The sequence below is a fragment of the Catenulispora rubra genome, assembly GCF_015356825.1.
Classification (GTDB): domain Bacteria; phylum Actinomycetota; class Actinomycetes; order Streptomycetales; family Catenulisporaceae; genus Catenulispora; species Catenulispora rubra.
The window spans coordinates 1-22,306 of the sequence record NZ_JAACYW010000091.1 but is presented as its reverse complement, the minus strand read 5'-3'; the positions used below and the strand labels follow the sequence as shown (position 1 = coordinate 22,306).

General features: G+C 70.9%; 19 protein-coding genes. 7 read left to right on the top strand and 12 right to left on the bottom strand.

Going from position 1 to position 22,306, the window contains the following annotated elements:
• Positions 1-25: 25 nt before the first annotated feature.
• Both GWK61_RS24340 and GWK61_RS24335 read right to left on the bottom strand, forming a co-directional pair.
• Positions 26-1,915 (bottom strand): acyl-CoA dehydrogenase family protein, encoded by a 1,890-nt coding sequence (locus GWK61_RS24340; protein ID WP_194911603.1) that lies wholly within the window; start codon positions 1,913-1,915, stop codon positions 26-28.
• Positions 1,916-1,981: 66 nt separating this feature from the next.
• A complete protein-coding gene (locus GWK61_RS24335) occupies positions 1,982-2,566 on the bottom strand; it encodes a hypothetical protein (protein ID WP_194911601.1) in 585 nt (194 codons plus the stop codon).
• Positions 2,567-2,707: 141 nt separating this feature from the next.
• Here GWK61_RS24335 and GWK61_RS24330 point away from each other — a divergent pair, with 141 nt between their 5' ends.
• Complete coding sequence (locus tag GWK61_RS24330) at positions 2,708-3,049, top strand: hypothetical protein (RefSeq protein ID WP_194911599.1); 342 nt, start codon at positions 2,708-2,710, stop codon at positions 3,047-3,049.
• A 155-nt stretch (positions 3,050-3,204) separates the two neighbouring features.
• Entirely contained in the window at positions 3,205-3,507 is a 303-nt protein-coding gene (locus GWK61_RS24325; RefSeq protein ID WP_228562868.1) for a hypothetical protein, read from the top strand.
• On the opposite strand, the gene GWK61_RS24320 is transcribed toward GWK61_RS24325, so the two are convergent.
• The 3 genes from GWK61_RS24320 to GWK61_RS24310 all read right to left on the bottom strand — a co-directional run bounded on the left by GWK61_RS24320 (position 3,494) and on the right by GWK61_RS24310 (position 5,962).
• Complete coding sequence (locus tag GWK61_RS24320; protein WP_194911597.1) at positions 3,494-4,495, bottom strand: anti-sigma factor RsbA family regulatory protein; 1,002 nt, start codon at positions 4,493-4,495, stop codon at positions 3,494-3,496. The genes GWK61_RS24325 and GWK61_RS24320 overlap by 14 nt on opposite strands.
• A 167-nt stretch (positions 4,496-4,662) precedes the next feature.
• Positions 4,663-5,454, bottom strand: coding sequence for a SigB/SigF/SigG family RNA polymerase sigma factor (locus tag GWK61_RS24315; RefSeq protein WP_194911595.1), 792 nt, complete (start codon positions 5,452-5,454; stop codon positions 4,663-4,665).
• A 4-nt stretch (positions 5,455-5,458) separates the two neighbouring features.
• The gene (locus GWK61_RS24310; RefSeq protein ID WP_194911594.1) at positions 5,459-5,962 is read right to left on the bottom strand and encodes an ATP-binding protein; all 504 of its coding nucleotides are present in this window, start codon (positions 5,960-5,962) and stop codon (positions 5,459-5,461) included.
• Positions 5,963-6,134: 172 nt separating this feature from the next.
• Between GWK61_RS24310 and GWK61_RS24305 the strand changes: the two genes are divergently transcribed.
• Positions 6,135-6,443: an STAS domain-containing protein gene (locus GWK61_RS24305; RefSeq protein ID WP_194911593.1), complete on the top strand. Its 309-nt coding sequence runs from the start codon at positions 6,135-6,137 to the stop codon at positions 6,441-6,443.
• 4 nt (positions 6,444-6,447) lie between these two features.
• Here GWK61_RS24305 and GWK61_RS24300 read toward each other — a convergent pair whose 3' ends face one another.
• The 4 genes from GWK61_RS24300 to GWK61_RS24285 all read right to left on the bottom strand — a co-directional run bounded on the left by GWK61_RS24300 (position 6,448) and on the right by GWK61_RS24285 (position 15,070).
• Positions 6,448-8,877, bottom strand: coding sequence for a SpoIIE family protein phosphatase (locus tag GWK61_RS24300; protein ID WP_194911629.1), 2,430 nt, complete (start codon positions 8,875-8,877; stop codon positions 6,448-6,450).
• 287 nt (positions 8,878-9,164) lie between these two features.
• The gene (locus GWK61_RS24295; RefSeq protein WP_194911628.1) at positions 9,165-13,811 is read right to left on the bottom strand and encodes a HAMP domain-containing hybrid sensor histidine kinase/response regulator; all 4,647 of its coding nucleotides are present in this window, start codon (positions 13,809-13,811) and stop codon (positions 9,165-9,167) included.
• Positions 13,812-13,871: 60 nt separating this feature from the next.
• Positions 13,872-14,294 (bottom strand): STAS domain-containing protein, encoded by a 423-nt coding sequence (locus GWK61_RS24290; RefSeq protein WP_194911592.1) that lies wholly within the window; start codon positions 14,292-14,294, stop codon positions 13,872-13,874.
• A 218-nt stretch (positions 14,295-14,512) separates the two neighbouring features.
• Positions 14,513-15,070, bottom strand: a complete 558-nt coding sequence (locus tag GWK61_RS24285) for a MarR family winged helix-turn-helix transcriptional regulator (RefSeq protein ID WP_323747731.1) — start codon at positions 15,068-15,070, stop codon at positions 14,513-14,515.
• A gap of 67 nt (positions 15,071-15,137) precedes the next feature.
• Here GWK61_RS24285 and GWK61_RS24280 point away from each other — a divergent pair, with 67 nt between their 5' ends.
• Positions 15,138-16,373 (top strand): PP2C family protein-serine/threonine phosphatase, encoded by a 1,236-nt coding sequence (locus GWK61_RS24280; RefSeq protein ID WP_323747730.1) that lies wholly within the window; start codon positions 15,138-15,140, stop codon positions 16,371-16,373.
• 122 nt (positions 16,374-16,495) lie between these two features.
• A complete protein-coding gene (locus tag GWK61_RS58645) occupies positions 16,496-17,044 on the top strand; it encodes a helix-turn-helix transcriptional regulator (RefSeq protein WP_194911591.1) in 549 nt (182 codons plus the stop codon).
• A 22-nt stretch (positions 17,045-17,066) separates the two neighbouring features.
• On the opposite strand, the gene GWK61_RS24270 is transcribed toward GWK61_RS58645, so the two are convergent.
• The 3 genes from GWK61_RS24270 to GWK61_RS24260 form a co-directional block, all read right to left on the bottom strand.
• Positions 17,067-17,264 (bottom strand): CsbD family protein, encoded by a 198-nt coding sequence (locus tag GWK61_RS24270; RefSeq protein ID WP_194911590.1) that lies wholly within the window; start codon positions 17,262-17,264, stop codon positions 17,067-17,069.
• Between the two features lie 175 nt (positions 17,265-17,439).
• Positions 17,440-18,426 (bottom strand): L-threonylcarbamoyladenylate synthase, encoded by a 987-nt coding sequence (locus GWK61_RS24265; RefSeq protein ID WP_323747729.1) that lies wholly within the window; start codon positions 18,424-18,426, stop codon positions 17,440-17,442.
• A 67-nt stretch (positions 18,427-18,493) separates the two neighbouring features.
• Positions 18,494-19,783, bottom strand: a complete 1,290-nt coding sequence (locus GWK61_RS24260) for an LCP family protein (RefSeq protein WP_194911588.1) — start codon at positions 19,781-19,783, stop codon at positions 18,494-18,496.
• Between the two features lie 602 nt (positions 19,784-20,385).
• Here GWK61_RS24260 and GWK61_RS24255 point away from each other — a divergent pair.
• Entirely contained in the window at positions 20,386-20,772 is a 387-nt protein-coding gene (locus tag GWK61_RS24255; RefSeq protein ID WP_194911586.1) for a hypothetical protein, read from the top strand.
• The coding region (locus GWK61_RS59735) for an LCP family protein (RefSeq protein WP_323747728.1) at positions 20,762-22,306 on the top strand (1,545 nt) is incomplete at its 3' end. The genes GWK61_RS24255 and GWK61_RS59735, both read left to right, overlap by 11 nt.

Here is a 22,306-nt window from a genome sequence, read left to right as displayed (position 1 = left end):
GGCCCTTTCGTGTGCTGGCAGCGCATCAGCCTTCGAGCATCGGCGCGGCCAGATATTGTTCAGGGATCCCGAACGCGTCCACGAGCGTCCGCGCATGCGGCAGTAACTCAGCGCACAACGCGTTCACCGCAGCGATGACCGCCTTCGACCGTCCGGCGCTCAACCGGCCGTGCTCCAGGAACCAGGCGCGGTCCGCTTCGATGTTCGCCAGCGCGTAGAGGTCGCAGACCCGCTCCAGCAGGGCCTTGGCGCCGGGGTCCGGGCAGCGGGCGATCGCGCGGACGAACGCTTCCAGCACCACACGGTCGACGTGAACGCGGCCGGCGCGCAGCACGTGGTCCTGAGCCGCGTTGAAGACGCCGAACGGGTCCTTCCCCGCCTTGCGAAGACGGTCCGCGACGCCTTCCAGGACGTGCTGCTCGCGGTCCTCGAACAACTTCAGCTGCCAGTCCCTGTCGGCCAGCGCCTCGCGGTCGTCGCCCTCGGTCAGCCGGTCGACGACCTTGCGGGCCGCGGTCCGCTCGGCCACCGCGCCGAGGACGCGTTCGGCGACGAAGCGCGCCGTCGCCAGCGGGCTGAGGTTCTGGAACGAGTCCTTGTATCCGGTCAGCAGGCCCTTGGCGACCAGCTGGAGCAGGACCGTGTTATCGCCCTCGAAGGTGGTGAAGACGTCGGTGTCGGCCTTCAGCCCGGGCAGCAGGTTCTCGGCGAGGTAGCCGGCGCCGCCGCAGGCCTCGCGGGCGGCCTGGATGGTAGCCGTGGCGTGCCAGGTATTGGCGACCTTCAGCCCGGCGGCGCGGGACTCCAGCTCGCGCTGGTCCTCCTCGGGCGCGTCGGCGGCAGTGTCGTGGAGCGCGGCGACCAGCTCGTCCTGGGCGAAGTGCAGCGCGTAGGTCGTGGCCAGGGCGGGCAGCAGTTTGCGCTGGTGGCCGAGGTAGTCGAGGATCACGACCTCCTCGCCGTCCGGCTTCGTGAACTGCCTGCGCTGCTCGGCATAGCGGACAGCGAGCGCCAGCGCGCGCTTGGTCGCGCTGCCGGCGCTCCCGCCGACGCTGACCCGGCCCCGGATCAGGGTGCCGAGCATGGTGAAGAAGCGGCGGGCGTCGCCCTCGATCGGGCTGCTGTAGGTGCCGTCGGGAGCGACGTCGCCGAAGCGGTTGAGCAGCGCCTCGCGCGGGATGCGGACGTGGTCGAAGGCCAGGCGGCCGTTGTCGACGCCGTTGAGGCCGGCCTTGGGGCCGCAGTCCTCGATGGTGACGCCGGGCGCCGGAGCGCCGGCGTCGTCGCGGATCGGGACGAAGAAGGCGTGCACGCCCCGCGACTCGCCATGCGTGACCACCTGCGCGAACACCACCGCCGCGCGGCCGTCGCGCGCGGCGTTGCCGATGTACTCCTTGGCGGCGCCGCGGTCCGGGGTGTGGACGACGAACTCGGCGGCGGCCGGGTCGTAGGTCGCGGTGGTCCGCAGGTGCTGGACGTCGGAGCCGTGGCCGTGCTCGGTCATCGCGAAGCAGCCGAGCAGGTCCAGGTCCTTGATGCGGCTCAGGTGGCGTTCGTGGTGCGGCTGCGTGCCGAGCAGCTGCACGGCGCCGCCGAACAGGCCCCACTGCACGCCGGCCTTGACCATCAGCGAGAGGTCGCCGAAGCCGAGCATCTCGAAGGAGACCACCGAGCCGCCGATGTCGCCCCCGCCGCCGTAGGCCTTGTCGAAGCCGAGCCCGGGGCGGTCGGTCGCGGCGAGCGCCTGGAGCTGGTCGAAGACCCTGGCTCGGTGCGCGTCCACGCTGAGGTCGACGGCGTCGCGGTATGGCTCGGCCGCCATCTGGGCTCGGATATCGGCGCGCAGGAGGGCCCAGCGGCCGTCCAGGACGGACGTCAGGGCCTGCGGATCGACGGCGGCGGGCAGCGGCGGCATGGGGCGTTCCTCCGTTCTGGAGCGGCTGATGCCGCTCTGATGCTTTTCTACAGACCCTCTGCCTTTCTACAGGCCATCGACGTCCACCGGCGGCAGGTCCTTGATCTCATCCTTGGCCAGTCGCACGGCCACGCCGTCCGCGTCGATCCCGGTCACGTCCCGGATGGGGATCGCGACGCGCTTGCGGCCCCAGAGGTGGCCCTCGTCCAGGAGCACGTGGCTGACCTCGCTGTTCGGCGGGACCACGATCAGGCCTCGGACCCGGCCGATCTCGCCGTCGACGGCGTGCACGCGCTCCCCACGACGGACGCTCACCTCACCGACCGGAAGGCGCTCCACGGTCGTGGTCGCGGGCTGCGGACCGGGGAGTCCGGTGAGCCCGGTCAGTTCGGCGCCGGGCTGGAAGAAGGTCTGGACCGCGGGTTCGAACTCGTCGAAGCGGGCCCGGGTGCAGTTCAGCTCGACGCCGTCCGGGCCGGGGACGGCGAGGTGCGCCGGCACCAGGCGCGGCTCGCTCTCGGCGTCGGGGCGCACCACGAGGTGGGTCAGCTTGTCGGCGACCGGATCGACGACCACGAACTCGAGCTCGCCGCACTCCTCCCCGGCGCATCGGACGCGGCTGCCTATCACGTACTCAAGGGTGTCCGGCATCTCGGAAGTCCTCTCTCGCTTGTCGTAGGCACCGTCTGTGTCCAGAACCGGGACCGGCAAACAACCGAGCGGAACCCGCCTGTTAGACGATCAAGAAGCCGGGCACCGGGTGACCTACGCAGCGAGGATCAGGGAGCAGACATGGGACCGTGGAAGGCCAGGAGGAGGCGGGCCGCGTACTCGCGGCTGGTCGCGCAGGTGTCCGAGCACGACGTGGTCTGGGCCGCCGAGGAGATCGTCGGCGGGGCTTGGATGGCCGAGCTGACCGAGGCGGAGCGGCAGGCTGTCGCACGGCACGCGCCGGGGTGCGGCCGGCGGGACGGCAAGCTGCGGGAGTTCGTCGAGCGCGAGCGCGTGGTGTGGGAGCAGGCCGAACGGATTCGCACGCTGGAGATCCTGGAGGACCGGGATCGGCTCGCGGCGGCGGCCCGGGCGGTCGGGGAGGCCAGGGAAGCCGGGAAACCCGGGCGACAAAAGGTATAAGCCTTCTTCGCGGCCGCCCACCGGAATTGTTTACTTGCCATCTCTACTGCCGTTCCTCGCAGCATAAGATCCACAGTTTCATTTCCGTGGATCGGGTATCGGGGATGAGGCCGCAAGCCAGCCATCGATTACATTGCCGAGAAAGGATCTCTCTGGTGACCACTGAGACCCGCACACGGTTCTACCACCGACGCGCACCCGGCGACCTGGTCTTCCTGGCGACCGCGATCATCGCGGTCATCATCATCGGCCACATCGTCTTCGTGCTGCTCAACGCCAACGGCGGAAACGACATCGTGAGCACGGACGGCGATTGGGCGGCGTGGTTCGCCACCTGGTTCCTGAACCTGTTCACGCCGGACAGCCACGATTTGAACGTGGTGTTGAATTACGGTCTGGCCGCGGTGTGCTACCTCCTTCTGGGGGGAATCCTCCGCCGGCTCATCAATGACCTGTGATTCCGAGGCGGGCCCGGACTGTGGTTCCCCTTCCCGGTGCCGACCGAATCTGCAACAGGTCGCACACCTGGTTGGCGATCCACAGCCCGGCCTTCCCGCCGACGAGCACCGAGGGACGGCGCCGACCGGCCAGCGGATCGGTGATGACGCCGTCGTCCCGCACCTCGCACACCAGGCTCAGGCCGTCGCGCCATAACCGCAGGATCCCCGCTCCCCCGCCGTACTTGATGCTGTTGGCCGCCAGCTCGCTGACGACCAGGACGGCGTTGTCGGTCCCGCGCTTGTCGACCGCCGGGTCCGCGAACTCCGCAAACTCCGCGACCCGGTCGCGGAGTTCTCCGAGGCTCGCCAGGTCGAAGAAGATCTCCCACACCGGTCCCGGCGGTTCTTCCAGCGGTTCGTCGAACGCCGGACCGAAGCCGGAACGGGAGCCGGCGCCGACGCCGTTGTGCGGATAGCTGGCGCTGGGCGTCCGGACGTCGTCGACGAACACGTTGGGGTGCGCGGCGTGCACCCGCTCGATCACCGGCCCGGCCAGGGCGGCGACGTCGTACGGACACAGCAGCCACCAGCCCGGACCGTCGTCGAACGCCGTGTTGAGCAGCACCTCGTGCTGCTGGCACTCGGCCACCTCGCTCGGCGTGCGGCCGGCCCAGATCGGCTCGCCGATCCCCCGGAATCCGCGCGCGTCGGACGCGTGCCGGTCGACCCAGTCCTGCCAGGCCGGGATGATCCGTGCGGGATTGCGGCCGACGGTCTCCATGTCGAGGAAGCGGACCTGCTCCGCGTCGCGGCCCAGGGCATCGCGCAGCAGCGTGGCGCGGGGTTCGACGACCGCGACCAGCACGGCCTCGTCGGCCTCCAGCGCGCCCTGCACGAAGGCGGACGTGCCCGCGACGAAGTGCTCGTCACCGGAGTACAGGAACGCCTCGTGGCGGAACGACTCCGCGGCGACCGGGTCCTGAGCAGCAAAGGGAAGCCTGCTCATGCTCTCACCTCACACAGACGACGGGCCGACGGCATGCACTTCAAGACTCGGAGTCGGCCGGCGTCCTTCCGCGCTCCGGGCTCCGACACCGGACCGCGTCGTCGAGCGACACTGTCCACGGATTACCGCTTCGGCGCGCGTTAAACGAACTGATGGGCGAGCAGTGCTCAGCGCTCGGCCTCGACGCCCTGCCGAAGGTCTCCGAGGATCCGCGAGAGCAGCCGGGAAACCTGCATCTGCGAGACCCCGAGCTCCTCGGCGATCTGCACCTGGGACATGTTGCGGAAGAAGCGCATCAACAGGATCCGCTTGTCGCGCGGGCTCAGCTCGGCGAGCAGCGGCTTGAGCGCTTCCCGGTTGACGACCAGCTCGAAGCCGGGGTCGTCGTCGCCGAGCAGGTCGCCCAGGCTGGCGCCGTCGCCGTCGGACATGGCGGTCGGCACGTCCAGCGAGGCGGCGTGGTGCGCGGCGCCGGCTTCGTAGGCCTCCGCGACCTCGTCCGCCGACAGCTCCAGGCGCTTCGCGATCTCGGCGGCGCTCGGCGGATGGCCGAGCTCCTGGGTGAGCTCGCGCTCCGCGGCCCGGACCGCCAGGGCGTTCTCCTGCACCCTGCGGGGGACGTGCACATCCCAGGTGGTGTCGCGGAAGTGGCGCCTGACCTCGCCGGCGATCATCGGGGTGGCGTAGGTGAGGAACGCCGCGCCGTAGTCGGGGTCGAAGTTGTCGACGGCTTTGACCAGGCCGAGGTACGCCACCTGCTCCAGGTCCGACTGCGCTTCTCCGCGCTGACGGAACTTGCCCGCTATATAGCGCGCGTAGGACATGTACTCGCCGATGACGTGCTCGCGCAGCGATTCGTACTCGGGGTCGTCGGACGGCATTCTTCGGAGACGGACCAGGGCCGCGCGGGCCGCGGCGCGTTCGCGCGCATAGTCGTCCGGCGGGGCGGGGGTGTCCATCGGCTCAGCTCCCGGCCGTGCGGCGCTTCACGAGCTCCACGTGCACCGTCGGTCCGTCGACGCGCCAGATGATGTCGTCGACGAGCGCGCTGAGGATGGTCCAGCCGAAGTCGTCGTCCGCGGGCCGGGCGACGTCCCGGGCCTGGCGGCTGAGGACGACGCGGAGCACCGAGGGCTCCAGGACGAAGCGGCACTCCAGGTCCCCGGCGCCGGGGTCCCGCAGGTCGCCGACGGTGTGCCGGAGCAGCAGGCCGCACGCTTCGTCGACGGCCAGGCGGAAGTCGGCGACCTCGGACAGGGTGCAGCCGAACTTGGTGGCGACGTGGGCGCTGGCGGATCGGATGACGGCCAGGTAGTCGGGGTCCGCGGGGACGCGGACAAGGACCGTTTCCGGCTCGGGCTCGGCTTCCGAGACCGCCGACGCGGGTGCTGTAGACGACGCCGAGGCCGACGCCGAGGCCGCCGACACCGCCGAAGACGTCGATTCGGGCTGCGATTCAGGATCCATGTGTGCTCTCCGCCCTGTCTCTTCGGGGCCAGCTTACCCACGAAGTGCGAATCACGAGAAGTAGTTCATGTGTCGGTTGACAGAGCCCGCGGCGATACCGAAAGCTGGTGTCCGCTACCGTCGGCTCGACGCCGGAGGGGGTCAGCTACGGGGTCGAGGACTAGGAGCCGTCATGGAGTTCTCTTGTACCGCGGAGCGGTTCGCGGACCACGTGCTGCTCACCGTCGTCGGGGACGTCGACCTCGCCGCGCACGCCCGGTTCCAGGCCGATGTCGAGGAGGCTTGGGACGGCTCGTCCGATCTCGTCATCGACTGTTCGCAGGTCACCTTTCTGGACTCGATGGGGCTGCGCGTGCTGGTGCACGCCATGCAGCGCGCCTCGACGAACGGTCGCGTCATCACGCTGGCGGCGCCTTCGCAGCCGGTGCTGCGGGTGCTGGAGCTCGCCGGCGTCAAGGAACTGTTCACGGTGACCGCGTAAGCACTCATCGCACCTCGACCCCGATCAGACACGTGTCGTCGTCGGTGTCGGCGTTGCTGTGCAGGAGCAGGTGCTCCAGCTGCCCCTCCAGCGAGTCGATGTCCGGCTGGACCAGCTTGAGCAGGTCCGCCAGGGACTCCTCGATGTCGCGGTCGCGGCGTTCGATCAGGCCGTCGGTGTACATCAGCAGCCTGTCGCCCTGCTGGAGTTGCAGCGTCTGCTCCTCGTAGCGGGCTTCCCCCAGCGCTCCCAGCAGTATCCCGTCGGGCATCGGGGGGACGACGGTGGCGCCGTCGCGGACCAGCAGCGGCGGCGGGTGCCCGGCGCGTGACCAGCGGAAGACGCGGTCTTCGGGGTCGTAGATGCCGCAGATCACGGTGGCGGTGACGACGTTGCCGGACATGTGGTGGGCGACGGTGCCGAGCCAGTTGAGCATCTGCGACGGGGTCGCGCCGGTCGCCGCGAGGCCGCGCAGGGCGTTGCGGAGCGCCACCATCTCGGTGGCGGCGTCGATGCCGTGGCCGGCGACGTCGCCGACGACCAGCAGGATGCGGCCGTTCGGTAGGACGACGGCGTCGTACCAGTCGCCGCCGACCAGGTGGCCCTTCTCGGCCGGGCGGTACCGGGTCGCTATCTGGAGTCCCATGGCGTCGATCAGGGTCGGGGCGACCGGCATGATCGCGCGCTGGAGGCGCAGGGTCAGGCGGTTGCCCTCTTCGACCTCGCGCTCGCTGTGCTCCAGGCGGTCGCGGGTGGCGGCCAGGGCGATCTCCGTCCAATGCTGCGCGGAGACGTCCTGGCAGGCGCCGCGGACGGCGGTCATGGTGCCGTCTTCGAGCACAGGCTCGGCGACGATGCGGATGTAGCGCTGGACGCCGTCGCCGCGCTGGAGACGGAAGGCGGCCGAGGCGTGGGTGCGGTGGTGCAGGACGGTGCGGACGAAGCGGGAGATCGCGGCGACGTCGTCGGCGTGGGCGTGGGCGGCGAGTTCGCGGATCGGGACGGGCTGCGCGGTGGTCGGCAGGCCGAACAGTTCGAACAGCTCGCTGCTCCAGGTGACCTCGCCGGTGAGGAGGTTCTCCTCGAAGCCCCCCATGCGGCCCAGGCGCTGGGCGTGCTGGAGGAGGCGGGCCAGGCGGGCTTCCTCGTCCTCCGGGTGCCAGATGAGGACCAGGCGGCGGCCGAGGCGGCTGATGCCGACGGTGAGGGAGGTGGAGACCGGGATGCCGGCGATCAGGGCTCTAAGGACGACGCGGTCGTGGTGGGAGGGTTCGCCGGTGGCGTGGACGTGCTCGATGCGTTCGTAGAGGCCGCCGTCCTCCGCGGACAGGGGGTAAGCCTGGAGGAAGGGGGTGCCGAGGATCGCGGCGGAGGGGCGGCCGACGGGGTCGACGAAGCGGCGGTTGGCGTGGACGATGCGGAAGTCGGCGAGGACGCCGGCGGCGTCGTACTGGGGTTGGAGGACGAGGGCCGGTTCGAGGAGGCCGTCGAGGAGGTCGCTCAGGCCGGGGTCGACGGCGGGGCCTTGGCCGGGGCCGGCTTGGTTGCTTTGGCCGTTCGGGCCGCCGGGCGCGCCCGACACGCCGGATCCGGCGGATCCGCCGGGCTGATCCGCGGCGGGCATGATGTCGAGCGTGTGCGCGCAGAGCTCGGCGAGCGCCTGGAGCTGGCGGTGCACCGGCTGCGGCAGCTCGCCGACCGGCCCGGGCCAGCAGACCTCGAGCACGCCGAGCAGCCGCCCGCCGAGCTGTGCCGGGATCGCGACGCGTGCGGCGTCGGGGCCGAACGTGCGCTCACCGATGCTCGGAGCGCGGTCCGACCCCTTGCTCCAGTGCGTGGAGCGAGTGCGGATAGCACGACGCGCCACGGTCTCGACCCCGGGCGGCGTCTGGTGCCAGCTCCGCGCCTCGGCAGCGGGGAAACCGGAGTGCCCGGCGAGGAGCAGCGAGCCGTCGGCGGCCAGCGCCCAGACCGCCACCGCGACGGCGCCGAGCGGCTCCAGCGCCTGGCGGTGCAGGGAGCCGGCGGCGGCGTGCACATCGGAGGCGGTCAGCACGCCGGCTTCGGCCGCCCGCAGCCGAACATTGAGCGCCTGCGCCCCGGAGGTGTCCCGCCGTGGATCCGGGACTGCGGCGCGCGCCACCTCACCGAGCGGATCACCGGCGATCTCATTGACGATGTCGGCGGCGAGCTCGACCACCGGCACCCCACTGCGCTCGGCGAGTTCCTCCAGCTGGCGTGCGGCAGCCGCGGGTGCGATGTGCAGGCGCTCCATGAGGATGCCGCGCGCGAGGGCGATCAGGACCCGGACATCGGCGCTGGACTCGGCGTCGTGGAGGAGGGACTGGAGGCGGCCGACGGTGGCTGCGAGGCGGCCGATGCCGGCGGCGGGCGCGGGAGCTGGCGCGGCTGGGAGATGCGCGCTGGCAAGCATTTCGGCACGGGCGCCAGCTAGCACGCCGGCTTGGGCATCGGTGGGGGCGGTGACTTGCGCACCAGCGAGCTCGGCAGCCTGCGGGCGCGGCAGGGCGGAGGACTGCGCGGCGGTGGATGCGGCGGCTTGCGAACCCGGTGCGGCGGTCGGCTGCGCATCGGCGAGCGCGGCAGTGGGCTCGGCGGCTTGCGCACCAGCGAGCCCATCGGGCGGCGCGGCAACATCCTCCGCCGGGGAGTGCGCTGCGGTGCGGTCGGGTCCGGGCGGTGTCCTCTCCGCTTCGTCGCTCACAGGCCCAGGACCCGCTGGATGCTCTCGATGAGCACTGCGGCGTCGACCGGTTTGGTGACGTAGTCGTTGGCGCCGGCGGCGAGGCTCTTTTCGCGGTCGCCGTGCATGGCTTTCGCTGTGACGGCGATGATGGGCAGGTCGGCGTGCTCGGGCATGGTGCGGATGCGGGCCGTCGCCTCGTAGCCGTCCATTTCGGGCATCATCACGTCCATCAGGATCAGTTCAATGCTCGGGTCGTTCTGCAGCGCCTGGATGCCCTTGACGCCGTCCTCGGCGTCGAGGACGCGCATGCCGTGCATCTCCAGCATGCCGGTGAGGGCGAAGAGGTTGCGGGCGTCGTCGTCGATGACCAGGACGCTGCGGCCGGCGAGGCGGCCGCCGCTGTCGGGGAGTTCGGCGAGGCGCTCGCGGCCGGGGAGTCCGAGGGGGACGACGTCGTCGGGGTGCTCCGCACCGAGGTGGAGCACGATGCGTTCGCGCAGTTCGTCCAGGCTCGGTAGCAGCTCCAGGGGGTAGAGCTCGGCGTGGGCGCGCAGGAGGCGGTCCTGGTCGCCGCGCAGGGTCCTGTTGTGGTGCGCCAGGACCGGGATCGAGCGCAGGGCGGGGTCGGCGGTGCGCGCCTGGAGGAACAGCGCCGCGCCGTCCTGGGCCATGTCCAGTTCCAGGACCACGCAGTGGTGCGGTTCAGCCGCGAGCATGGCCGCCGCCTCCTGCGCGCCGACCGCAGTCCTGATCTGCACCTGCGCGTGCGGGCCCAGCCGCTCCCGGCCCGCGAGCAGATCCTCGGCCGCGCTCTCGGCGACCAGCGACAGCAGGCCGCGCGCCTGGTCCTCGACGACCAGCAGCCGACGCGGCGAGGCCTCGGCGACGGCACGTTCAGTAGCAGCCCCGGCCCCCGACCGCCGCGCTCCGGACGCCGAAACTGCGGTATAGCCCGCGTGACCAGTGTTAACAAAGCTGTCTACGTTGTTGGCGGCGGCACCGTTGTCGGTACTGGAGGCAGAATCGGCGGCACCACTGGCTGCAAAACCGAAGTCGCCATGCGCGCCGTCAGAGGACGTCATCTCCGCCCAATCCGGATGCGCGACCGGCAGGTACAAAGTGAACGTACTGCCTTCCCCGAGCACGCTGTGCGCGGTGATGGCGCCACCGAGCAGCTGCGCGATCTCCCGGCTGATCGACAGCCCCAGCCCCGTCCCGCCGTACTTCCGGCTGGTCGTCCCGTCGGCCTGCTGGAACGCCCCGAAGATGGTCTCCAGCTGCTGCTCGGGAATCCCGATCCCGGTGTCCTTCACCCGGAACGCCAACGCCGGCCCATGGTCCCGCACGTTCCCCGGCAGCTCCTCGACGGTAGCCTGCTCGATGCTCAGCTCGACGCCGCCGGTCTCGGTGAACTTCACCGCGTTGGACAGCAGGTTCCGCAGCACCTGCCGCAGCCGGGAGTCGTCGGTCAGCATCTCCCCCGGGATCCCGTTCGCCGTCCGGACCCGGAACTCCAGACCCTTCTGCGTCGTCAACGGATGGAACGTGGCCTCGACGTAGTCCAGCAGCCGCTGCAGGAACACCCGCTCGGGATCGACGTTCATCTTCCCCGCCTCGACCTTCGACAGGTCCAGGATGTCGTCGATCAGCTGCAACAGGTCCGAACCGGCGGAGTGGATTACGCCCGCGTACTCGACCTGCTTCGGCGTCAGGTTCCGGTTCGAGTTCTGCGCCAGCAGCTGCGCCAGGATCAGCAGGCTGTTGAGCGGCGTGCGCAGCTCGTGGCTCATGTTGGCCAAGAACTCGGACTTGTACTTCGACGCCAGCGACAGCTGCTGCGCCCGGGTCTCCAGCTCCTGCCGAGCCTGCTCGATCTCCAGGTTCTTCGTCTCGATGTCGCGGTTCTGAGTCGCCAGCAGCGCGGCCTTCTCCTCCAGCTCCGCGTTCGAGGTCTGCAACTGCTCCTGCCGCACCTGCAACTCGCCAGAACGTGCCTGAAGCTCGGCGGCCAGCCGCTGCGATTCCCCGAGCAGTTCGTCGGTCCGCGCGTTGGCGACGATGGTGTTGACGTTGACGCCGACCGTCTCCATCAGCTGTTCCAGGAACTGCCGGTGCACCGGCGTGAACCGGTGCATCGAGGCCAGCTCGATGACACCCAGCACCTGGTCCTCGACCGCTATCGGCAGCACCACCAGACTCGCCGCGGCGGTCCGGCCCAGCGCCGAGCCCAGCGCGACGTAGTCGCCGGGCAGGTCGTCGATGGCGATGACGCGCTTGCTGCGCGCCGCCTGGCCGATCAGCGACTGGCCGAGCCGGAAGCGGGTCGGCCGGTCGTCGCCGGGGTCGCCGTAGGAGCTGATCAGGCGCAGTTCGGTACCGCTGCCGTCGGCGGCCTCCTCGGCCAGGAAGAACGCCCCGTACTGGGCCCCGACCAGCGGGGTCAGCTCGTCCATCACCAGCTCGGCGACCACCGCCAGGTCCCGGCGGCCTTGCATCAGGGCGCTGATACGGGCCAGGTTGGACTTCAGCCAGTCCTGGTCGCGGTTGGCCCGGGTGGTCTCGCGCAGCGACTCCACCATCGAGTTGATGTTGTCCTTGAGCTCGGCGACCTCGCCGGAGGCGTCCACGGTGATGGACCGCGTCAGGTCGCCCTCGGCGACCGCGCTGGTGACGCCGGCGATGGCCCGGACCTGCCGGGTCAGGTTCCCGGCCAGCTCGTTGACGTTCTCGGTGAGCCGCTTCCAGGTCCCGGACACGCCCTCGACCTCGGCCTGCCCACCGAGCCGGCCCTCGCTGCCGACCTCCCGCGCGACGCGCGTGACCTCGGCGGCGAACGAGGACAGCTGGTCGACCATGGTGTTGATGGTGGTCTTCAGCTCCAGGATCTCCCCGCGCGCGTCCACGTCGATCTTGCGCGTCAGATCGCCCTGGGCCACGGCCGTGGTCACCTGCGCGATGTTGCGGACCTGGTTGGTCAGGTTGTTCGCCATGAAGTTGACGTTGTCGGTCAGGTCCTTCCAGGTCCCGGCGACGTTCGGCACCCGCGCCTGGCCGCCGAGCGTGCCCTCGGTGCCGACCTCGCGGGCCACGCGGGTCACCTCGTCGGCGAACGCCGACAGCGTGTCGACCATGGTGTTGATCACCCCGGCCAGCGCCGCGACCTCGCCGCGGGCCTCGATCGTGATCTTCTGCGACAGGTCGCCCTTGGCCACCGCGGAGGCGACCTGCGCGATGGAGCGCACCTGGCCGGTCAGGTTGGAGGCCATGACGTTGACGTTGTCGGTCAGGTCCTTCCAGGTCCCGGACACGCCCCGGACCGTGGCCTGGCCGCCGAGGTTCCCCTCGGTACCGACCTCGCGGGCCACCCGCGTCACCTCGTCGGCGAACGCCGAGAGCTGGTCGACCATCGTGTTGATGGTCTCCTTCAGCTCCAGGATCTCGCCGCGGGCGTCGACGCGGATCTTCTGCGACAGGTCGCCCTTGGCCACCGCGGTGGTCACCTCGGCGATGGAGCGCACCTGCGCGGTGAGGTTGTCGGCCATGACGTTGACCGACTCGGTGAGGTCCTTCCAGGTCCCGGACACGCCGCCCTTGACGTCGGCCTGACCGCCCAATCGACCGTCGGTGCCGACCTCGCGCGCCACGCGCGTCACCTCGTCGGCGAAGGAGGACAGCTGGTCCACCATCGTGTTCAGGGTGTTCTTCAGCTCCAGGATCTCGCCCCGGGCGTCCACGTCGATGGTGCGCGTCAGGTCGCCCTTGGCTACCGCCGTGGCCACCTGCGCGATCGAGCGCACCTGCGCGGTGAGGTTGCCGGCCATGAAGTTGACCGAGTCGGTCAGGTCGCGCCAGGTGCCGGCCACGCCGGGGACCTGCGCCTGGCCGCCGAGCATGCCCTCGGTGCCGACCTCGCGGGCCACACGCGTGACCTCATCGGCGAACGCGGAGAGCTGGTCGACCATCGTGTTGATCGTGCTCTTCAGCTGAAGGATCTCGCCCCGGGCGTCGACCGTGATCTTCTGGGACAGGTCGCCCTTGGCCACGGCCGTGGTCACCTCGGCGATCGACCGCACCTGGTCGGTGAGGTTGTTCGCCATGAAGTTCACCGACTCGGTGAGGTCTTTCCAGGTCCCTGATACGCCCTTGACGTCGGCCTGGCCGCCGAGGCGGCCCTCGGTGCCGACCTCACGCGCCACGCGGGTCACCTCGTCGGCGAAGGAGGACAGCTGGTCCACCATCGTGTTCAGGGTGTTCTTCAGCTCCAGGATCTCGCCCCGGGCGTCCACGTCGATCTTCTGCGACAGGTCGCCCTTGGCCACCGCGGTCGCCACCTGGGCGATGTCGCGGACCTGGGTCGTCAGGTTCCCGGCCATGGCGTTGACCGAGTCGGTCAGGTCCTTCCAGGTCCCGGACACCCCCGGCACCTCGGCCTGGCCGCCGAGCCGGCCGTCGGTGCCGACCTCGCGGGCCACCCGGGTCACCTCGGAGGTGAACAGCGACAGCTGGTCGACCATGCCGTTGAACACGGTCGCGATCTCGACCAGCAGCCCGTCGCCGTGCTCGGGCAGCCGGGTGCCGAAATCGCCGTCGCGGACCGCGGTCAGGCCGGCCAGCAGCTGGCTCAGGCCCGCCGCCTCCGAGTCCTCCGGCCCGCCCGGCATCACGGTCCGCCCGTTGGAGGCCGCACGCTCAGCCCTGTCGTCCATCAGTCATCCTGTTCTCTACCCGATCGCACCTGGCGAATCCTGCCGCTGACTGCGCCGACCTGAGTCATCTTCCTCCCCCGTCGGACCGCACGACAGACGTCTGGAGAGGCCTGAATCTTCCGGTTTCATACCCCGGATCGCGAAAAGCTCCGTCGTTCCCGACAGCTCCATCACCCGCAGCACCGGCTGGGAGGGGTCGGCCAGCTCGAACGCCACGCCCTTGGCGTCCGCGGCGTGCAGGCCCTCAATCAGGGCTCGAAGACCCATCGAGTCCAGGAACGTCACGCCGGCGCAGTCGACGGCGACCGGACGTCCGCCGGCCACCAGCGCGCCGAGTTCTTCCGCGAGGACGGCGTGGGCCGCGAAGTCCACGTCGCCGGTCAATATGAGGCGCAGATGGTCGCCGTGGTCGGTGACCGTGTGACCGAAGGTGTTCATGTGATGCTCCCGCGGTACGGACGACTCGGCCGGGGCAGCTCCGCGGCTGCCCCGACAGACCTTAGAGTTAATCGTTTACATGTGGCAACATTTGGCGCGGCGCCCGGATCCCGGTCGCGCTACGGAACGTGGAGCACGAACGTGTGGGGCACCGAAAGCGTGGAGCACGAACACGATGCGACACGTACGGCGGCGGCGGGAGGGAGGCGAGTGGACGGTCAGGCTGCGCTGCTCTCCTGCTCACCGGCTCCCGACTCGCCTGTTCCCGGACCGGCCGCGTCCGACTCCTCCGTCTCCTCCGTCTCGGAAACGGAGGTCGGCGAGGACCCCAGCCGTTGTTCGATCGCGGCGTGCAGGCTCCCGAGGTGGGTCGACAGCCCCGCCAGGGAGTCCGGCGGCAGCGTCTGCATGACCTCCTGGAGCTCCCGCACCCGGGCCGAGCGGATCTCGGCGAGCACTCGGCGGGCCCGCGGGCTGAGCCAGAGCTCGACCTCGCGGCGGCTGCTGGCGCTCGGCGTGCGGCGGACGAGTCCGTCGGCCTCCATGCGGTCGCACAGGCGGCTGGTGGCCGGCGGCCTGGTGCCCAGGGCCTCGGCCAGCGCGCGCAGGTTGACGCCCTCGGAGCGCTCGATGGCCCGCAACGCCCGCAGCTGCGACGGCGGGACCGGGCCGCCGGGCAGTGACTCCATGCCCCGGCCGTGCAAGGCGTCCAGCAACTCCGCGAGCGCGGCCGCCGTCTCGGCGACCTTCTCGGGCGGCGGCGGATCCTGGTGCACGCCACCACTGTGCCACTGCCGCGCCGGGGCGACCACCCGCGCCCTCCCCGTAGAATCAGGAACCGAAGTGATCGACTATCCGACCGTGGAGCGCGCGCTGCGCTCGGCCGACCCCGAGGCGTTGCCGGAGGCCGTGCGCGCCGTTCTGCTGGGCATGGGGATCGACGGCGTCCAGGTGCACCTGGCCGACTACGCGCTGCGGGTGCTCGCGCCGGTCGGCGGGCCGGCGCCGGCCGGGACCCTGCCGATCCACGCCAGCGCCGAGGGGAAGGCCTTCGCCAGCCAGCTGGCGCAGTTCCAGCAGCAAGCCGACGGGACCGTGATCGTCACGGTGCCGGTGACGGTGCGCGGAGACCGGCACGGGACGCTGACCGCGCGGCTGCCGGTCGTCGGCGGGGACGATGCCGGGGACGGGAACGACGGCGGGGACGACGGCGGGAACAGCGGCCGCGTGACCGGGGGCGGCGACGTCTCCGGGACCGACGTCGAGGCGCTGCAGGCGATCGCCCAGCTGCTCGGGCACGAGATCGTCGTCGCCGAACGCGACACCGACCGCTACCAGCAGGCCCGCCGGGCCAGCCGGCTCACACTGGCCGCCGAGACCCAGTGGCAGCTGCTGCCCGGCCGCGCCAGCCGCCGCCGCGAGTACGCCCTCGGCGCGCAGCTCGAACCGGCCTACGCGATCCGCGGCGACGGCTACGACTGGGCCGTCACCGGCACCGATCTGACGTTGACCGTCATCAACGGCATGGGCGAGGGCACCACGGCCGCGCTGCTGACCTCGCTGGCGGTGAACGCGCTCCGCAACGCGCGCCGGGCCGGCATCGGGCTGGCCGACCAGGCGGCGCTGGCCGACCAGGCCGTCTACGCGCAGCACCGGGGCGACCTGTATGTCAGTGCCCTGCTGCTGTCCTTCGAGTACGACACCGGCGTGGTGAGCGTGGTCGATGCCGGCTCCCCGCAGATGTGGCTGCGCCGCGGCCGGACCACCGAGCGGATCGCCGTCGAACCGCAGCTGCCGCTGGGGATGTTCGAGGAGACCGCCTACGAGGTCCAGCGGTTCCAGCTGGAGCCCGGCGACCGACTCGTTATCATCAGCGACGGCGCGCACGCGGCGCTCTCACCTGTTGGGGAGGTCTACGGCACGGTCGCGCTGCACCGCGGGATCGTCGCCTCCGGGCTGCTGCCGGCCGAGGACGTGCCGACCGCGATCCTGCGCGAGGTGGCCGGCCACCGGTCGGCCGACGCCGACGACGACGCGGTCGTGGTGTGTGTGGACTGGTACGGGCGTCCGGGTTCGTGACGGCGCGTGACCGCTCGTCGGGGCTCGTGACGGCGCGTCGGGGCACCGCCGGGGGCGCCGGGGGCGTGTGAAGCCGGTCAGAGGTCAACATCGTTCCATACCGGCCGAGATATGCTGGCCGGATGGAGGCAGACGAACGTCGGAAGTGGACGCTGCTCACCTCTCACGGACACGTCCTCGTCGAGATCGCCCGCAACCCACGGGCCCGGGTCCGGGACATCAGCGCGGTCATCGGCATCACCGAGCGCGCGACCCAGGCGATCATCGCGGACTTGGAGCGGGCCGGGTACGTGGAGCGCGTCCGCATGGGGCGGCGCACGCACTACGTGATCCATCCCGACAACCCGTTCCGGCACTCGGCTCAGGGCGGGCTGCAGGTGGGGCCGTTCCTGGACCTGCTCACGGGGGAGCTCACGGGGGAGGTGGAGCCGGCGATGCCGACGCCACAGGAGAGTTTTCTGGCCGCCGCTGTGCTGCCGCTGGACACTGCGGCGGTGCGGACGGAGCCGGTCGCGCCGTTGCTGGCGACGACCGAGCTGGCTGCCGGGCCGGCAGTCGGGTTGGCAGCTGGGTTGGCAGCCGGGCCGGCGCCTGCGATGGAGCCGAGCATGGAGCTGAGGATGGACCCGAACGTGCCGGGAGCCGAACCGCCGGATCCCGGCACGCCCTGACTGACTTCTCCGGGAGTCTGTCCTACTTCTTGAACACGTCCTTCACCCGGTCGGCCACATGGCCGACCATGCCCTTGGCGTCGTCGGCGAGCTGCTTGGCCTTGGACTCGGTCTGGTCGTTCCGCCCCTCGGTCGCCAGGTCCTGGTCGTCGGTGAGCTCTCCGGCCTTCTCCTTGGCCTTGCCGAAGGCTTCCTGAGCCTTGTTGGAGAGGTCGCTCATGGTGTGCTCCTTTCCGACGGTCATGTCGGTGGCGCCCTGTTCGGGGCGCGTCACCCCACCATGCGCACCGGAGCGGGACGCGCGCACTTCCAGGCGCTCCCGGCTGTCACTTCGGCACCATCGGTCCCCATCGATCCCAGAGGTGACGGGGATCACCCGGCCCGGCCGGCGCCACTCAGCTGGAGTTCCGGGGTCCCGCCGCGCGGCGCAGGCGGTTGGCGATCGCCAGTCCCAGCCCCGACTCCGTCGGCAGCGACGCGATGATCAGGTCGCAGCCCTGCTCGTCGAGCTCGCGCAGGTAGTTATAGAGGTGGTGCGCGTAGGTGGCCTCTGAGTCGGGCACCTGCACCACCGCGTGCGCCTTCACCGGGGCGTCGGCGAGCGCCAGCGGGAGGAAGACGCCGACCTGGTAGCCCTCGTCCTGCGCGCGTTCGGCTTCGGCAACGACCTCGTCCGGCCGGACCAGGACGACCCTGGCGCGCGGCGCGTAGTGCGAGGGGTGCTGGCCCGGCACGCGGACCGGGCTGGCGTCGGGCACCGCGAGCGGAGAGCCCAGGGCCTCCTCCAGGCTCTCGCGCGTCACGCCGCCGGGTCGCAGGATGCTGAGAGCGTCGCCGGTGGCGTCGACGATGGTGGACTCGACCCCCACCTCGCAGGGGCCGCCGTCGAGCACGAAGTCGACGGCGTCGCCGAGCTCGGCCCGGACGTGCTCGGCGGTGGTCGGGCTGACCGAGCCGAACCGGTTGGCCGACGGCGCCGCGACCCCTCCCCCGAACGCCTTCAGCAGCTCCAGCGCGACGGGGTGGTTCGGTACCCGCAGCGCCACCGTCTCCAGGCCGCCGGTCGCCTCCAGCGGCACCCGGCTCCCACGCCGCAGGACCAGCGTCAAGGGCCCGGGCCAGAACCGCTCGGCGAGCAGGCGGGCCGCGTCGGGCACGCCGTCGGCCCAGGCGTCGAGGTGCTCGGCCCCGGCCAGGTGGACGATCAGCGGATGCGTGGGCGGACGGCCCTTGGCCAGGTAGACGCGCGCCACCGCGGCAGGGTTCTCGGCGTCGGCCCCCAGGCCGTAGACGGTCTCGGTGGGGAGGGCCACCAGGCCTCCGGCGCGGAGCACCTCGGCCGCCTGCTCGATGTCACTGGCTCGGTCACTGGCTCGGGTCACCCTTGAAATCTTCTCACGCACCGAGCGCGCCGCCTGCCCACGGCAACACCATCGGGTGAGCCAGGGATCAGGAGCCGTCTGCGGCATAGGGATTGGGCGCCGGGAGGTTGGAGCAGATGTCCGCGTCGGCCGGTCGGTCCTGGAGATCGGTCGCTATCCCGGATGATGGCGCGGTCGCCGACGATCCCTGTGCTGATGATCCCTGCGGCGACGATCCCTGTGACGGCGTTCCGGTCAGAGTCGGGCCGCCGGAGGTAGGCGAAGGGGTAGTCCCAGTAGCAGTCGGCGGCGGCGTCGGGGTCGGGGTCGCAGTCGGCGATGCCGCAGCCGTGGACGCCCCGTCCAGCGCCTGGTCGCTCCGGATCAGCGCCCACAGCGCCTCGGCGTCCGGCGCGGGATCGACCCGGTTGGGATCGAACTGGTCCTGCACGGTCGGCATGGTCACGAAGTCGATGTCGTGCGGCTTGATGTCCTGCACCTGGCCGGCCAGGTCCAGCAGCGCCGTCACCGAGCCCAGCGCGTCGTCGGTCGTGATCGACGACGTGGTGATGTCCGCCAGCTGGTAGAGCTGGCCGACGTCGTTCAGGGTTCCGGCGTCCTCGATCTTGGTGATCAGCGAGGTCAGGAACATCTTCTGCATCTCGATGCGGGCCAGGTCGCTGCCGCCGGCCAGGCCGTGCCGGTCCCGTACGAAGGCCAGCGCCTCGTCGCCGGTGACCAGTTGCCGGCCGGCCGGCAGGTCGAGGTGGCTCAACGGATCGTTGATGCCGCCGGCCGGGATGCAGACTTCAACGCCGCCGAGGTAGCTGACGATCTTGCGGAAGCCGTTGAAGTCCAGCCGCACGAAGTGGTCGACCCGTACATGGAAGTACTGCTCGACGGTCTCGGCCGCGCACAACGGCCCGCCGAGGCTCATCGACGCGTCGAACATCGCCCGCTGCTGCCCGGGGATCGTGCCCTTGCCGTCGCGGGCGGGGCACGTCGGCCGGTCGACGAGGGTGTCGCGCGGGATGGAGACCACGATGGCGTGCTTCCGGTCGCCGGAGATGTGCAGCAGCATCGAGGTGTCCGACAGGTCGGTGCCGCCCGAGCCGCCGAAGCTGCCCGTGGAGTCGGAGCCGCCGAACTGTCCGCTCTGACCGTCGCGGGTCTGGGAGCCGAGCAGCAGGATGTTGATAGGCGGGCCCTGAGGTGCGCTGCTCGACGTGCTGGGGGCCGGGGCGCTGCCGCCGCTCGTGCTCGTCGTCGGCGGCGGCGGCACCAGCGCCGGCGGCCGGTCGGGCAGCGTGCTCAGGTCGCCGGCGGTGTGGATGTTGTGGTCGAGGTGCAGGTAGACATAGCCGGTGGATCCGGTCACTGTCACCAACAGTGACAACGCCGATACAGCGATGATCGTCCGGAGTTGCCGCACGCCGCCGCGGACGGAAGCCGCCGATGTCGAGGTTTTCGCAGGTCCTGCGCTTCGGCGTCGGAGCCTCATCAACGCCCGCCCTCCCGATCCGTTTTCACGTCTATGCTCGACCAGACGTCGCGATCACCCGGTTCGGTCACACGCACTCGGAAGGCTCGCGAATCACCCCTACCCCGCCGGCGCGGGTTCCTCGCGGGTTGGTCGCGGGTTGGTCGCGGCTTCGGGTTGTAGCGAGTCTGTGACGAACCTGAGGGTGGGCTGCGGCGTCCAAGTAGTGAGCACCAACCGGTCCGGCTTTCGCCCTCTCTCGACTTCGGAGTCCCATGCCACCCCAGACGCGCCGCCCATCAGGCTCGCAACCCCGTCCGCCCGTTCCACGGCGTGCCGGCGCGAACCCAGGCCCCGGCGGTCCCAGCAACGCCGGCGGTCCCACCGGCGGTCCCACCGGCAATCGTCGGCAGGCGCCGCGTCCCGAAGGCCGCGGCGGCGCGCCCCTGGCCGCCGGGCCGAACGAGCCAGGGTCGGGGCGTCCGCCGCTGCTGGCGGGAATGCCCGGGTGGCTGCCGGCGGCCGCCGTGGGGCTGGGCCCGGTGCTCGCGGCGATCGTGGGCAAGATCCTGGGCAACTACTACGGCCCGGGCTTCGCAGTGGTCTGCGTCATCGCGGCCGGGCTCGCCGCGGCGGCGGCCGCGTCCAACTGGCTGTGGTACCTGATCCCCGCGCTGCCGCCGGTGATCTGGCTGGTCGGAGCGGTGGCGGAGCTGGAGTGGCGCAACCCGCCCTACGAGGGCACCAAGGCCGAGGCGGTCGGGCTGGTGCACGCCACCACGCACACGTTCCCGGTGATAGCGGTCTGCGCCGTGGTGATGGGATCGGTGGCCGTCTGGGGGACGGTCCAGGAGCGGAAGAAGAAGGGGGCCCGGCGTGGCCGATGAGTGGCGGCCGGAGGGTTACGGCGAGGGGGACGCGCGCCAAGGGCGCCGTCGGCGGGACGACGGGTACGGGCAGGGGCAGGACGGTTACGGGCAAGAGGGCTACGGGCAGCAACCGGCTCCCATGCCGTGGGAGCGTGCTGCCGGACCGGAGCGCGGGCGGCCTCGCGAGGACCAGGGACGGGGTTACGACGGTGGCCGCGGTCGCGGCTATCCCCCGCCGCCGGCACCGGGCTACCCGGCAGAGCGCGGCTACCCGGCCCCGGAGAACCAGGGTTACCAGGGCGATCAGGGTTACCAGGGTTATGAGGACGACGACTTCCACGGCGCCGAAGAGGCACCCCGCCCGCCGGGCCGGTCCCGCCGCGACGGCGGCGGGCGCGGCGAAGGCGGCCGCCCTGACGGTGGCCGCGCCGACGACGGCCGTCCGGGCAAGAAGGCGCTCGCCCCGGCACTGATCGCCGGCCGCGCACTGGCCGGAGTGGTCGGCGCCGCGGTGTTCATCACGACCGGCTCGATCTGGTACGTCAACAGCAGCCTGAACGACAGCCTGCACACCTCCGACGCGACCAACGCGGCCAAGCCCGGCGAGGGCGGCTACGTCCCCAAGCACCTGGGCAACGACATCAACCTGCTGCTGGTCGGCCTGGACTCGCGCAAGGACATGAACGGCAACGACCTGCCGACGTCCCTGGTCGAGGACGAGCTGCACGCCGGCTCCTCGGCGATCGGCGGGTACAACACCAACGTCCTGATCTTCATGCACATACCCGCGAACGGCGGGAAGGTCACGGCGTACTCGATACCCCGCGACAGCGACGTCGACCGGCCGGGCGGCTCCTCGACGGTGGCGCAGGTGCCCAACTTCCCGGGGGACGGCAAGGGCAAGATCAAGGAGGCCTACGGCGACGCCAAGGCCTACGCCGAGACCAAGCTGCGGGCCGCCGGGATCACGAACAAGTCCGACCTGGAGGCGAAGAGCCGCGAGGTCGGGCGCGAGGCGACGATCGCCGCGGTGCAGGAGCTGACCAAACAGCACGTCGACCACTTCGCCGAGGTCAACCTGGTCGGGTTCTACGACATCGTGAAGGCGATCGGCAGCATCCAGGTGTGTCTGAAGGCCCCGGCCTACGACCCGATCGAGGACGGCGCGGGCACCGGCATCAAACTGCCGGCCGGCATATCCACGATCGACGCGGCCACCGCGCTGCAGTTCGTGCGCCAGCGGTTCCACCTGCCCAACGGCGACCTGGACCGCACGCACCGCCAGCAGGCGTTCCTGTCCTCGGTGATGGCCAAACTGCGCAGCGAGGGCCTGTTCGGCGACCTGGGCAAGATGAACTCGCTGCTGCAGGTGGTGTCGAACGACATCGTCATCGACAAGAACGACAACTGGAACGTGCTCGACTTCGCGGCCAGCGCCTCGAACCTGACCGGCGGCAACGCGCAGTTCATCACGCTGCCGACGACCGGCGTCACCAAGGTCAAGGGCGAGGACGCGCTGACCGTCGACCCCGACGCGATCAAGCAGGTCTTC

Bases quoted from the DNA above. Each gene is read 5' to 3' on its own strand.
- GWK61_RS24270 (WP_194911590.1), bottom strand. From the start codon at position 17,264: ATGAGCGACCTCTCCAACAAGGCTCAGGAAGCCTTCGGCAAGGCCAAG.
- GWK61_RS24340 (WP_194911603.1), bottom strand. From the start codon at position 1,915: ATGCCGCCGCTGCCCGCCGCCGTCGATCCGCAGGCCCTGACGTCCGTC.
- GWK61_RS24300 (WP_194911629.1), bottom strand. From the start codon at position 8,877: ATGCTTGCCAGCGCGCATCTCCCAGCCGCGCCAGCTCCCGCGCCCGCC.
- GWK61_RS58645 (WP_194911591.1), top strand. From the start codon at position 16,496: ATGGAGGCAGACGAACGTCGGAAGTGGACGCTGCTCACCTCTCACGGA.
- GWK61_RS24295 (WP_194911628.1), bottom strand. From the start codon at position 13,811: ATGCCGGGCGGGCCGGAGGACTCGGAGGCGGCGGGCCTGAGCCAGCTG.
- GWK61_RS24335 (WP_194911601.1), bottom strand. From the start codon at position 2,566: ATGCCGGACACCCTTGAGTACGTGATAGGCAGCCGCGTCCGATGCGCC.
- GWK61_RS24315 (WP_194911595.1), bottom strand. From the start codon at position 5,454: ATGGACACCCCCGCCCCGCCGGACGACTATGCGCGCGAACGCGCCGCG.
- GWK61_RS24310 (WP_194911594.1), bottom strand. From the start codon at position 5,962: ATGGATCCTGAATCGCAGCCCGAATCGACGTCTTCGGCGGTGTCGGCG.
- GWK61_RS24290 (WP_194911592.1), bottom strand. From the start codon at position 14,294: ATGAACACCTTCGGTCACACGGTCACCGACCACGGCGACCATCTGCGC.
- GWK61_RS24255 (WP_194911586.1), top strand. From the start codon at position 20,386: ATGCCCGGGTGGCTGCCGGCGGCCGCCGTGGGGCTGGGCCCGGTGCTC.
- GWK61_RS24330 (WP_194911599.1), top strand. From the start codon at position 2,708: ATGGGACCGTGGAAGGCCAGGAGGAGGCGGGCCGCGTACTCGCGGCTG.
- GWK61_RS24320 (WP_194911597.1), bottom strand. From the start codon at position 4,495: ATGAGCAGGCTTCCCTTTGCTGCTCAGGACCCGGTCGCCGCGGAGTCG.
- GWK61_RS24305 (WP_194911593.1), top strand. From the start codon at position 6,135: ATGGAGTTCTCTTGTACCGCGGAGCGGTTCGCGGACCACGTGCTGCTC.